Raw genomic sequence first — 12,050 nt, forward strand, 5'->3', positions numbered from 1 at the left:
TACGGTCATACCTTGCTTTTCACCATGATGACCGCTACCTGGTAAGGTCCGGCCGATGGATTTACGCCGACGCAGCACGCACACGCTAGCGATCGAACTTACAACCTTACGGCCCGGACCTTGCGACAAGTCTTCGATGGCTTGCACGGACGCACGATCTGCGCAGCATGCTTGTCCCAACCCAAAAGTCGATCCTGGCAGTCGCTTTTTCGCAATGAGCGGGCGACTGCGGGAGCATACCTCGAACCGAAAGCGACATTCCGGTAACGATCAACTCACGGGCGATGCTCGACAGCGAGCCCGCTTCACGATATGCGTTGACAGTCCTAGTTTGGCACTGTATCGTGAGTCTTGAAATATTCAAGAAGCTCGATTGCTGATCACCATTTTCCGCCTCCTCTGCGCGGTACTCGTTATCCTCTCCTCTTCCTTGAAGTTTTTGTCGCTCCGCAACGGAGCTGTTATTTTTATCTCAAGGAATTCTCATGGATACCGGTACTGTTAAGTGGTTCAACGATAGCAAAGGCTTTGGCTTCATCACTCCTGACGCTGGCGGCGACGATCTCTTCGCTCACTTCTCGGAAGTTCGCGGCGACGGTTTCAAGACGCTCGCAGAAAACCAGAAGGTGACCTACGAGACGAAGCGCGGCCCGAAGGGTATGCAGGCCGCGAATATCTCGCCGCAGTAATGTATTTCAAGGGCCGGTCTACCGGCCCTTTGCATGTCTGCCTGACCAGTATCCCCGCGGAGCCGTGCGCTCCCGATCTGATCGCCGCATTCGTCGCGCGCGTCATTTGTCTTTCGACACGATCCGTCTCGCTTCATTTTCAATTTATTTTGCCTTTACGATATAGAAGTCGTACGGGTGTTGTTCGGTTATTGCTTATGCAAAATAATAAACATCTTCACCACTACAACGGTTATTCAGTCTCCCCTTCTGCACATCGGTTGCCGGACGGCTGGTTTGCCGCCAACCTTCTGCTCGTCAGGGGGGATGCCCTTGAGGCTGATCCGGTTTCCTACAAGTTCCACGCACTCGACTATTTCGATAATGAAACGCAGGCCCTGGGACACGCTACGACCTGGGCGCGTGACTGGGTCGACAGCCGCGGATAATGGCCAATACACGTGCATAGTAGCGGCGGGATGGACGGCGGCGAAGCTCGACGAGCCGTCGGTGCAGAACGCGTCGGATCAGAACAATACACAGCAAGAGCACCTCTGCCTGCATGAACTGATTTCATTGCGGCGACACCGCCTGGCGCCTGGCCAGTAGGCCGGTGGAGCTAGGCGCGAACGATGCCCACCGCATGATGTGAGAAAGCCCGTCATGCCTGTCACATCTGCGCCAATCACGCTGCTCACACAACGTCGCAATGAAGCGCCTCAAAGCTGCTCAAGCTCGCGCTCTCCAGAACGTCACTCAACCGGATCACGGGATCCGGTCGCCTGATCGACACAACGCTATTCCCGTCAATCGCAACACAAGGAGCAGAGATGGCGTTATTGGTCATGCAGGTCGCGGTGAGCGGAGAACTGGTCGAGATTTTCGAAATGCCGGTTGATGATGTCGACGGCCACCGGATGCTCGCCGCCGCCAATGAGGACGAGCGGGTGATTCATCCCTCGGGACAGGCGCTCGAAGACGGTGAAGTCTGGATCGATCTGATCGACGGAGATGGCGAGACGCTGTTCGACCAGGTGGCGTGTTTTCACCGGGCGGATGCCTCGGACGCTTTGCAGATTCACTTCGGCATGCATGTCGATGTCGTTAGAGATTGCCTCTCAAAGTCGAACATCGCATCGCTCCATGCAAGGCACCGTCTGGCAGCCCAAGCCTACTTTCGCAAGGTTGACCGTCTTGTCGACTGCTCGCTGGTAGGTTCCAGGCAGAGCAATCGCCGGCGTGTTGGTGACGCCAGTGTCATGGATCTCGTGATAGAGCTTCGCCGGAGGCTGGATGGTATTGTCACCCAGCTTGCACTGAGCGAGTTGCCAACGCATGTGCAGGCCGCGGCACGGCAACTGAAAGACGCGACAAAGAGCTACGTGGGTGCGGTGCAGAGCCTGTGAAGCAGCAGACTGAGTTGCATTGTGGAATGTGAAGGAACAGCATGCAGAGAACGGTGGGGTATCGCGGGTTTGAGATTGATGTCGACCTGGTGCCGACTTCCGAAGACATGTTTGACGCGTGGTTTCGCATACAGGGACCAACGCACGCCCGGGTGGTATTGGCGCGAGGCCTGCGTATCAAGGTTCGCGGCGGGCCGTTTTCGCGCCGTTGGGCATACTTCGTCGCGGAGATCGCCGGTCAGGCGTCAATCGACGTCATCCTCGGTTCCGACGACTAGTTGGCGCCGCAGAAAATGCGAAGAGCAGACTTACCTGCGAGCTTCGCCGCTTGTCATTAAGACAAGCATCGGACACGATTGGAAAGGAAAGAAGTTTATGGACGAACGCAAGCGGGACAGCATGATTGCCTACCTCCGGCACCGCATGGAGGACTTCGGCATCAGCCCGGACGATCTTGCCACCGCACTCGCAGCCGTACCGGAAGCTGAGCGCTACCGCAGCGCGAATGGCGATAGCTGGAGCGGCGAAGGGTCTATGCCTCAATGGCTGAAGCAGGCCATCAGTGCCGGGCAATCCATCGGACACTTCGAGCTATCGTCGGAGGCAGTTGTCAGGCCGCCCTCGCACGCAGGCGCAGACTGGACGAACGACCCATTCGCGGGCAGTCCGCTCGCGCGGATGAGCCCCCGTTAGTTAGATACTGCCCGCAGCACGGTTGCCCGGGCCGTGCATTTATCGTGAAGCTTTTGCTATAGCTCTCGCTGCGCAGATTACCGGCGCGAACTGGTTTTCTTACCGCGTTACTGGTACACGTCCGAAAGCGACCGCTTGATCCTGCGGCTGTTATTCGCCGATACCGTTGCAGGCGCGCAGGTCAGCGCCAATCTGTACTCGCTCTTCGAGACATGCAAGGCCAACGGTGTCGAGCCGTATCGCTATCTCGTCTGGCTGTTTGCAAAATTGCCGCTCGCTACGACCGCTGAAGATCATGCAGCGCTACTCCTCTGGGCCATGCAGACGCCCCGAGGGGCGTCGTTCATTGATCGCTTACCAATCGTAAGTATCGTGAACGGGCGCCAGCCTTTACCACAAAGATTGAAGACTCGGCATGCGCCCCCAGGCAAGCCGGGTCTGAAGAGCGCGCAAGGTAGGTATCGAGCATCTCAGCGAGCCGCCAGATCTGGCAGGGACCATGGCATAAACCATCGAAGCCAGCCTCGCGCGCCGCTCTCGTTCCGCCCTTTACCGCAGGATCAGTGATTGCGATCAGTAGCGTATGAGCCAACCCGGGATCATGGGAGGCAGATCCTACGAACCGAAGATCATCTTGCGTCGCGAGGCGCATGTCGATCAGAAGTACGCTGGGCCGCCAATGACCCAGAATCAGCTCGACGTCCGAATGTCCGTATGATGCACGGCCCCGAATTCCTCGCTTCGCAGTCGTCCGGCAATCGTTGCGCCGGTCGCATCGTCACGGTGCAAAAACGACAATCAGTCGCGCTTTGCTCTTGTGCGGGAGCGGCTTGTGATTCCAGAGGACGATCGCTTCCGCGTCCTCCCATTGAGGTCGATTCATATCGGGGATTCGCGCTATTCGACACAAAGCGTCGCCGGCCGCAAAAAGGGCCGGCGACGTCCGATGCTTCTCTCAGGTTCCGGCGTCTTTTGATTACGCCGATGTCAAATGAATTTGACATGCAGGCATTTCAGTGTCAATAGGAAACGAAATAGGGAATTTCCCAGTCGCTTAAATAATCGGACTGGACTTGCGATGGCGTGAGAGCAAGCCGCTGAGGCGAGCCAGACGCCCGTGCGCGGCGGACTCACGCGCGGACTCAATCACGTAGCGATAGGACAGCACCAGAACCGACCGAATCAAGCGTCGCAAAGCAGCCTCTTATATTCCCGCCTGACCACGCGATAGCAACCGCATGCTTGGGCTTCGATACTGTGCCGGTCAAGAACCTCGACGCGACGCCCGTCATAGCGGATCGCGCCCATGCTCTGCAGGCGTTCCGCGACCTCGGATACAGTCGCAGGACGAACGCCCAGCAATTGGGCGATCAGGTCGTCCGTCACGGGCAACGCATTGGAGTCGAGCCGGTCGAGGCTCAGTAAAAGCCAGCGGCAGAATTGCTGGAAAACCGGATGGTGGCGATTGCAAATGGCAGTCTGCGCCATCTGCGTGATCAGCGCCTGCGAAAAGCGCAGGACGAGATCCTGCAACTGTCCGCCGCGCGCCAGTTCGTTCCTAGCGAAATCGACATCGAGACAGTACGTAAGCCCCCCGGTCTGCACAACGGCGCGAGTTGAAACCGGCTCGCCGCCCAGGAAAGCCGCGAGCCCAAGAAGCCCGTCGCGCCCAATGACTGCGATCTCCGTCGTTACGCCGCCGTCGGACACCTGCAACATGGAAAAGACCGCCGTGGCCGGCAGATAGATGCGTTCAAGGCGATCGCCCGGTTCATAGACGACCGTGCCGGGCTGAAGCGCCATGCTCGTCAGATGCGGCCCGATGCGGGCCTGATCTTCGGCTGGCAACGCTGCCAGTAGACCATTGACGTAAGGGGTATTTACTTTTGCATCCGCGCTGCTTTCGAGCAACGCCAGGCGTCCCCGTGAAACCCGCGCAACCAGCGCCAGATGCTGCTCTTCGAGCAGCGCCCGATTCCGATGGGGTAGCAGGCTGAGCACCGCTGAACGTAGTGTGTCCTGTCCGAGTGCGTCGAGAATGCGTAGCTTGGCAAGCGTTCCCAACTCACTTTTGCCGGTGCGCCAGGCGGAAATCTGCGCGCGCGTCAGGCCAAGGCTTTCTGCGACTTGTGCATCGCTGCCAAACTCGCCAAGCAATTTCACCTCGTCGTATAACGCGTGCCAATCATTGGTCATTCAAACCGAATCCAAGGGTGTCAAATGTATTTGACGCGCTCGGAGTGCCATGAAATACTTGATCCGCCGTGAGCGCGGGGACTGTTTCTGAAAACGGTTTCGTTATAGCACAGGTTGTGCCGATCTCAACACGTTGAGACTCTCTCCGGTAACTCAAAGTCGAACACCGAATTTACGCAGATTCCAAAGCCCTTGACCGATCCAATTCGATACGTCGCGTTGCCCCACACGCTGGCGACCAAGCAAACGGTGACCATTCCTTCCGGGCCCCTGGACGACGCCCAGTTCGCAGCTCACGAGCTGGAGTTCGTGCGCCACCTTTTTGGATACGCTGACTTTTTGCGCAATTGCTCGCGCGAAACGCCAGTGTCGGATGCATTTCTGCCGGTGCTGGTCATGCTGTTGGAAATCATCGATCTCAATGCGCCGCTTGAAGCACGCCGTTGCGTCAGCCAGTTGAAGCAGATTCTGGAAATTACATTTCCCGACGTCGGCCCCGGCTCACTGCCTGACGTACCCGAAAATGCCGCTGACGTACAAGACTGGCCCTCGCCATAGGAGCAGGCGCAAGTGCATTTAGCGTCAGTACATGCGCTGACATTGTTGAGGCCAGGAGGGAAATGAGAGCCAACCCAGAGGTGGGCTCACTCGTTCGGAAAGTGATAGTGGGTAGCCGCGCTCCCTTCCGAAAGCACGGCCCCCTAAGAACGGAGCAAGCGACTTTCACCGCACTCCGCTCGCGTACAGCATTAACAGGTTGCAGAAATACACCCCCAGCGGAAGCGGCGCTCCTCGATTTACTCGCTCGCCGGTCGCAAACTTTCGCATTGTGCAATCTCAACGCGAATTCAACGTTCTTTCGGCGGTTTGAGGCTAATTTTTGGCCTCATTGCCGCGATCACCGCCACTATGGACGGACTTGTGCCAGCGATCGCATGCGCACAAGGTTGTACGCCGCCATGTTCAACACGAACATCTGGTCCACCTTCTTCAAGCCTCGCACCATCACCTGGCGCATGCGGCCCACCGTCTTGGCCCAGCCGAAACCTTGTTCGATCAACTTGCGCTTTTGCTGCGAAATGGCGTAGCCCGCGCTCGATGCAATCGTATCGGGCACTGCCGAACGCCGCCCCGAGGTGTTTTGCGCAACGTGCGGTGTGACCATCATCTGCTGGCACGCCTCGATGAATTCCTGTGCGTCGTAACCCTTGTCCGCGCCCAGTGTGATTTCTGCATCCGGATCGTCTGCCGCTTGCCGTGCGTCGTGGATCATGATCTTGGCCGCCTCACGCTCGGCATGCCCGTCGGCGCGTGTCACGCGCGCGTTGACCACCAGGCCGTGACGGTTATCGGTCAGCGTATGGCCCATGTACCGCAATTCGCTAGCCGTTTTGCCTTTGCGATAGAGCTGCGCATCTGGATCGGTCTTCGACTGATGTGTCTCGTTGCTACGTTTTTCCCCCTTGAAATCGCCCGCGCCGCCACCGTCGTTGTCCTGATCGCCCCCATTCTTGCGTATGAAGCTCTTGTGTCCAGCCCACGCCTGGATCGGCGTGCCGTCGACGCTGAAATGTTCACCCGAGAGCAGGCACTTCTTCTCGGCAATGGCCACCACTTCGTTGAAGAATTCGATGACGGCGTCGTGTTTGATCAGGCGTTCTCGGTTCTTCGTGAAGACCGTGGGCACCCACACCTCGTCATCCATTGCCAGGCCGATAAACCAGCGAAAAAGCAGGTTATATTGAACCTGCTCCATCAGTTGGCGCTCCGAGCGAATGCTATATAGCACCTGGATTAGCATGGCTCGCAGCAACTTCTCTGGCGCGATGCTCGGCCGTCCACCTTTTATGTCCGCTTCGTACATCTCGGCGAACAGTCGATCCATCCTCGCCAGCGCTTCGTTCGCCATCACGCGGATCGAACGCAATGGATGCGACTTGGGGACGAAGTCATCCAGCTTGCGCACGGAAAACAGACTCTCGGTGAACATGTCGGCGCCGCGCATGATTTCCAGTTGGCAAGTGGTGGTTCATCTATCAACGCTTCACGAACTCTGCGCGATGACGTGTTTCAGCGGTACTTCAGCAACCTGTTAAGCGCCGTACTGACGCCGGTCTTGCCTGACCACACAAGCCCTTCGCGGGCGTCACATTGTTGATTCGTCCCAACGCGCGGACGAAGGGCTCTGAACCGTAGCGATACCGGTCTCTCACAAGCTTCCCTTCGATGAATCTCTAATGCGGACCCGCGACAATTGCACCACACGGAAGTCAGCACCGTTTCAGGTTGGGGGCAAAGTTCGAACCCCTATGCGAACGATTACAGTCCGCCATTCGCTTCCTCCGCGTTCTCTTACCCGCTCCCCCAACAGCTTGCCTCGCGGCTCGCCTGCCACGGAATCAATGCTCCAGGTCCGTGGCGGAGAATCGGGCTTATCACGTTCCCGTTTCTGCCGAACCCGCGACGATCCAAACTGCGCAGATCGTCGTGGGACTCTCCGTTTAGCGCCCGTCTATTTCCCGGCAGCGTTGTGACGACGCACTCCTATCTCAGAATGGAGTAACCTGCTGCGTGGAGCAGCCCCCTGAAACACCGGACACGAGCGGCCGCGCCCGTGCAACAGAAAAGCCCTGCACAGCCAGCAATGGGGCGGCCTGACGTGCGCTTTCGAATGCGTATCATCCAGGAAGGCACGATCGCGCTCGGGCCAGGCAAGGTGTCGCTGCTCGAAGCCGTTCGAGAGCATGGTTCGATCTCGGCGGCGGCGCGCAGCATGAACATGTCGTATCGCCGGGCGTGGCTGTTGATGGATGAACTCAACCGCGCGCTGGGATCGCAGGCTACCGTCTCGGAGCATGGCGGGCAGAGTGGCGGTGGCAGCACGCTCAAGCCTGGGGGCGAAGAGATCATTCGCCTCTATCGCAGCATCGAGGCGCGCGCCGCAACGGTGTGTGCGCCCGACATCAAGGCGCTCGTCAAACTCCTGAAGACCTGAGATGCGATTGCGGCGCGCTGCCGCGTGCTACCCGTGGCGCAAGCAGAAACGCGAGACGGGCACGGCGGCGAGCGTGGGCGTTGTGTTCGCATGCAGCCGCATCATCAGTTCGACGAAGCTTGCAAGACTCGCCGTGCGCAGCGGGTGCCACGTAACCCGATGTCGTTCGCACACGCGCTTAAGCGTGCTCATCGAATCGTGGTCTATGCAGTCCACGGGAAATACCGCGAGATCCGCGTTAGCGAGCATCGCGGCGAGCAGGCCTTTGCGGTCTTCCACCCCGCCGTCGTGCACAGCCAACTCGCCTCCCGCCGATTCCACCCAGCGCCTGAGCGCGCGATTCGAACCCGGCCGGCCGCCTACGTAGACGATACGGCGCCCCTTGAGTGCATTTTCGGGGAGTGCACGCTGGGCCTCCGAGCCTTCGTAAGCTTGTGTCGTCTGCTCCATGGCATGCACCTCGGCACGCAGGACTTTGATCAATGCGTGGGCTTCGTCGAGTTGCGCGCGCAGCGTCTGGAGGGCTGTGGCGTCGGCGTTGGCGCGCTGTTCTGCGGCCTCGCGGCGGCTCGTCTGGAGCGCGAGCCGCGCGTCGCGTGCGGCTTGCGCTGCCTCTAGCGCTTCGAGCTGCACGTGCTGCGGCATCGCTTCGCGTGCCTGGCGCTGAACCACAACCTGTGCCGCTTGCGCTTGCAGCGCGCTGCGCGCAGCGTCGCGCTCGCCGCTCATTTCATGCAGCCGGGTCTGCTGGCGCTCGACCTTGGCCTGCAGTTTCGCGTTCTCGGCTTCCAGCGCCACGAGGCGCCGCAGGTCGGCACGATTGGCAGCGCCCACCAGGTGCGAGAGCATGTGCACCTCTCCGAACACGACCTGGCGCACTTCCATCGTCGTCGCGGGATGAGTCATCAGTGCCCAGTAGGCCGGCGGAATGTCACCGTTCGCGAGCGCATCCTTCCAGAGTGCGAGCACGGCCTCGGCTTCCCGTGCATAGGCGAAACGGCGGACCGCGCCTGCGTAACGCGTGTCGAGCGCTTTTTGCAGCGCCTTGCCGCCCGCGCCGCCTGCTGGCGCCAGTTCGACGGCGGCGTGATGGATGTCGAGATCGCTGGCGCGCTGAGCGTCGAGCATCGTGTACTTCGGCACCAGCTTGCGCAACTCATGCGTGCTCAAGCAGGTGCCGATGATCGAGCAGTGCAGATGGGCGTCGAGTTCCGCGAGGCGCGTGCGTTGGCGCGCGCGGGCGAGTTCGGCTTGCGAGGGGCCGCAACAATCGGCGCTGGCGAAGGCGCGCAGCGCAGTCTCGTGCGAGGACGCCTCGGCCGGTGTACGGGCGAGGCGGAACGGCGGTGCGTGCATATTGACCTCTGTCCGGTGTGGAACACAGGCTCTGCATGGGCTCTAAAGTGCCAGTTCGCGTCCACAAACATCATGTGCATGGAACTCCTTGTTGCGAGCGCATGCGGCGGTTGTGCGCCAACAAGAAGGACCGCACGTTGCGCTTCGCAATATACCAAGGAATATAACGATGTCAAGAAGGCGGCTGTTACCCGTTTACAGGGGGCGGTCCATGACGTGGCGTTGTCCAGTAAAGCACGCGGGTCGCGTTGCTCACGTGCCAGGCTCGCTCTCTAGTGTGGCCGCGATAACGAGGGCCGCAGGCCTGGGACGATCGTTGGCTGCCTCGCACGTGCACCCGGCAGGCGCAGTCGCGTGCTGGGCAAGCACATGCTCGACGCCAAGCCCGACGAAGGTCGCGTCGAGTCGCTCCAGTTCGGCCACGGTACAGCGCAGTGCTTCTGTGTCGAGACAGAACGCGTCGCTGAAGAGCGCATTGCGTATCTTGTCGAGCCGCCGCGCATCTCGAATCGCGCGTTTGAGCTCGCGCTCCTTGGCGAAGCAAGAAGGACCGATTCGCCGTGAGAGCGTGGCGAGCAGCGGCTGCAGCGACGCGGCGGCCTGCGCCGCGTCCGCATCTTCGCCGTGCGCAAGCATGCGGTTGAAGCGTTCGATGCTGTTGCGCAGACGCCGGAACGCGTCAATCAAGTCGCTGATTAGCTCGGCGCGCTCGTGTCCCGACGCGGGGCGCAGCGCGGTGATCGTGGATACGAAGTCGTCGGCGATGACCGGCGACGCCGATGTTGCGCAAACGAGGCGCCGACTGTTCGCCAATCTCTACTCCCTAATCAGATGTTCATTCCTTCGTTATATTCTATCCGATATAACGAGAAACGCAGACCCTCCTGGAAACCGCCATCGACTTGCTTGCCACTCGAGTGGTAGAAGGAGGCCAGTTCCACCGATTGCGTCGGGCACTAGCCGGCCATTCACCCGCACTCCCAGCCACGCATTTAAATGTCGGCGGAGCTCACCAAAGCAGCCATAGGGGGTACCTCGAGCCGAATGACCGCAACCCAATACGGTCTTTCACCGCACCGAAAGGAATGTCCGTTTGCGGCGCCCAACGCGCTAGCCAGACACCAATGCCGCTACCCTTCAATTTCTAGATAGTTCGATCAGTGCGGCTTCGTTGCCCATCATGCGAGCGTGTCTTTTCTGGCCGCTCGCAGACGCTTAAGCTGCTCCAGCACAATCCGGTGATCGTAGGGTTTTGATAGTGCGGGGCCGTCATCGCATAATCTTGCGGCTTTTTCGACAGAGTCGGCAATGCTTCCTGCCAGGATCACCCGAATGTCGGAAAACCGCTCGCGTATCCACTTCGCCAGCGCGAATCCGCTACGCTCCTCGCCCCCAACGTCCGCAAGCACGATATCGATGGCTGAAGCCTTATCGGCGAGCAGGGCTTGGGCCTCGACGCTGTCAACTGCCTCCAAGACGAGGTATCCGCATGCGCGAAGATATTCCGCAAGCGGCGTACGTACGAGTATGTCTGCATCAACAATCAGGATATGAGGTGTGGTCACGAACATCCGTCCGGAGGTAGGCCCAGCACTGAACGAAACAACTTCGCCGCGTGCGCAGTGTTGTATGGTTTGGCGACGAACAGGCACATCGACACGCTTGCACCAAGCTGAATGTCGCCAGAAGTGAGAATGACGGGAATGCCAGGATGGTCTCTGGCAATGAGCTCGGCCAGTTGTCGACCGTCAAGCATGCCGGGCATCTGTATATCGGAAAAGACAAGGTCGACCCTTTCTCCGGCGCGGATATAGGCCAGGGCATCATCGGCGCAGCTCGCCTCTATGACGGCAAAGCCAACAGCACGCAGTCCTTCGGCCAAGGCCACGCGGACAAGGACGTCATCCTCCGCGACCAGGACATGAGCCACGCGTGGTTGCGGTTGCGGTTGCGGTTGCGGTTGCGGATGGGGATGGGGATGGGGATGGGGCGCCATCAATTTCCCCTGAGGAAAGCGCGTTTAATCAACACTGAAACAGCAATTTCCGTTCCCGAGCGCCGTTGTCCGGGCGCGTCTTGCCGCTCCACCGCGGGCGAGCTTCGTGCCGCACTGCCGGGCGCGTTCGGCTAAAAGCGACAAGCGGCTTGAACGTTTTTGGGGGGGCAGCGCGTGCACCGAATCGGAATGTGCGGGTCATCACCAGCCAGTTGCCGCTCGAACACTGGCATGCGTGGTTGCAAGATCCGACGCTTGCCGACGCCATCCTCGACCGGCTCGCGCATCAGGCACACAAGCTTCCGGTCAAGGGCGATTCGATGCGCCGAAACACGAAATCCGATTCCGCCGACGCCTGATCGTGATCACCGTCGCTATAATTTTCTGACCGCGCAACACCACCTTCCAGACTGATCACGATCACCGAAACGGCTAATCACGATCGCCGAAATCCGCGAGGCAGCCATCAACGACGTTGCAATCAGGAGCGAAAGGCCCACTGAAATTTAGTCGTTGAGGCGACAACTAGTTTGAAAATTTCCGCTGACGCTCTGCCAACATTTGACGTTCCCCGTCAGGCTGTTCAGGCACGCGGCCGCATTCGGTGAGCCAGCCTTGATACGTTGATATGAACAAAGGGATATGGTCTCCAGACGAGGCAGCGAACATACTTTTGCGTCGCGACAGGCAGAGAGATTTGCCGGAGAACGCGTCAGACGGGCACTACCTGAATTATAGTA

At 59.4% G+C, this 12,050-nt stretch carries 14 protein-coding genes and 1 pseudogene; 9 read left to right on the plus strand and 6 right to left on the minus strand.

Annotated features, from left to right (window positions below; translation table 11 throughout):
- Positions 1 to 485: 485 nt before the first annotated feature.
- The 6 genes and pseudogenes from F4827_RS32465 to F4827_RS32490 all read left to right on the plus strand — a co-directional run.
- Positions 486 to 689, plus strand: a complete 204-nt coding sequence (locus tag F4827_RS32465; RefSeq protein WP_111934417.1) for a cold-shock protein — start codon at positions 486 to 488, stop codon at positions 687 to 689.
- A gap of 197 nt (positions 690 to 886) precedes the next feature.
- Positions 887 to 1,117 (plus strand): hypothetical protein, encoded by a 231-nt coding sequence (locus F4827_RS32470; protein ID WP_035547925.1) that lies wholly within the window; start codon positions 887 to 889, stop codon positions 1,115 to 1,117.
- A gap of 381 nt (positions 1,118 to 1,498) precedes the next feature.
- Positions 1,499 to 2,074 carry a hypothetical protein gene (locus F4827_RS32475; protein ID WP_183732474.1) on the plus strand — a complete coding sequence of 192 codons (576 nt, stop codon included), beginning with the start codon at positions 1,499 to 1,501 and terminating at the stop codon, positions 2,072 to 2,074.
- A gap of 41 nt (positions 2,075 to 2,115) precedes the next feature.
- Positions 2,116 to 2,352, plus strand: a complete 237-nt coding sequence (locus F4827_RS32480) for a hypothetical protein (protein WP_183732471.1) — start codon at positions 2,116 to 2,118, stop codon at positions 2,350 to 2,352.
- Between the two features lie 97 nt (positions 2,353 to 2,449).
- A complete protein-coding gene (locus tag F4827_RS32485) occupies positions 2,450 to 2,767 on the plus strand; it encodes an H-NS histone family protein (RefSeq protein ID WP_183732468.1) in 318 nt (105 codons plus the stop codon).
- Positions 2,768 to 2,917: 150 nt separating this feature from the next.
- Positions 2,918 to 3,088 (plus strand): annotated as a pseudogene (locus F4827_RS32490) (transposase domain-containing protein); the annotation flags it as partial.
- An 861-nt stretch (positions 3,089 to 3,949) separates the two neighbouring features.
- Here F4827_RS32490 and F4827_RS32495 read toward each other — a convergent pair.
- On the minus strand, positions 3,950 to 4,963 hold the full coding sequence (locus tag F4827_RS32495; protein ID WP_183732465.1) for a Crp/Fnr family transcriptional regulator: 1,014 nt from the start codon (positions 4,961 to 4,963) through the stop codon (positions 3,950 to 3,952).
- A 192-nt stretch (positions 4,964 to 5,155) separates the two neighbouring features.
- On the opposite strand from F4827_RS32495, the gene F4827_RS32500 reads away from it, so the two are divergent.
- Positions 5,156 to 5,521, plus strand: coding sequence for a hypothetical protein (locus F4827_RS32500; protein WP_183732462.1), 366 nt, complete (start codon positions 5,156 to 5,158; stop codon positions 5,519 to 5,521).
- Positions 5,522 to 5,870: 349 nt separating this feature from the next.
- Here the strand turns inward: F4827_RS32500 and F4827_RS32505 are convergent, their stop codons facing one another.
- Positions 5,871 to 6,968 carry an IS5 family transposase gene (locus F4827_RS32505; RefSeq protein ID WP_183732459.1) on the minus strand — a complete coding sequence of 366 codons (1,098 nt, stop codon included), beginning with the start codon at positions 6,966 to 6,968 and terminating at the stop codon, positions 5,871 to 5,873.
- 666 nt (positions 6,969 to 7,634) lie between these two features.
- Here F4827_RS32505 and F4827_RS32510 point away from each other — a divergent pair.
- The gene (locus F4827_RS32510; protein WP_183732456.1) at positions 7,635 to 7,958 is read left to right on the plus strand and encodes a LysR family transcriptional regulator; all 324 of its coding nucleotides are present in this window, start codon (positions 7,635 to 7,637) and stop codon (positions 7,956 to 7,958) included.
- 27 nt (positions 7,959 to 7,985) lie between these two features.
- Here the strand turns inward: F4827_RS32510 and F4827_RS32515 are convergent, their stop codons facing one another.
- The 4 genes from F4827_RS32515 to F4827_RS36090 all read right to left on the minus strand — a co-directional run bounded on the left by F4827_RS32515 (position 7,986) and on the right by F4827_RS36090 (position 11,310).
- On the minus strand, positions 7,986 to 9,314 hold the full coding sequence (locus tag F4827_RS32515; RefSeq protein WP_183732453.1) for a DUF2325 domain-containing protein: 1,329 nt from the start codon (positions 9,312 to 9,314) through the stop codon (positions 7,986 to 7,988).
- Between the two features lie 252 nt (positions 9,315 to 9,566).
- Positions 9,567 to 10,127 (minus strand): hypothetical protein, encoded by a 561-nt coding sequence (locus tag F4827_RS32520; protein WP_183732450.1) that lies wholly within the window; start codon positions 10,125 to 10,127, stop codon positions 9,567 to 9,569.
- Between the two features lie 365 nt (positions 10,128 to 10,492).
- A complete protein-coding gene (locus tag F4827_RS32525; RefSeq protein WP_183732448.1) occupies positions 10,493 to 10,879 on the minus strand; it encodes a response regulator transcription factor in 387 nt (128 codons plus the stop codon).
- Positions 10,876 to 11,310 carry a response regulator gene (locus F4827_RS36090; RefSeq protein WP_409258886.1) on the minus strand — a complete coding sequence of 145 codons (435 nt, stop codon included), beginning with the start codon at positions 11,308 to 11,310 and terminating at the stop codon, positions 10,876 to 10,878. The genes F4827_RS32525 and F4827_RS36090 overlap by 4 nt, the downstream gene beginning before the upstream one ends.
- A gap of 149 nt (positions 11,311 to 11,459) precedes the next feature.
- On the opposite strand from F4827_RS36090, the gene F4827_RS32535 reads away from it, so the two are divergent.
- Positions 11,460 to 11,669 carry an ATP-binding protein gene (locus F4827_RS32535; RefSeq protein ID WP_311675062.1) on the plus strand — a complete coding sequence of 70 codons (210 nt, stop codon included), beginning with the start codon at positions 11,460 to 11,462 and terminating at the stop codon, positions 11,667 to 11,669.
- Positions 11,670 to 12,050 lie beyond the last annotated feature (381 nt).

Origin of the sequence: Paraburkholderia bannensis (assembly GCF_014200455.1) — a bacterium.
GTDB classification, from domain to species: Bacteria; Pseudomonadota; Gammaproteobacteria; order Burkholderiales; family Burkholderiaceae; genus Paraburkholderia; species Paraburkholderia bannensis_A.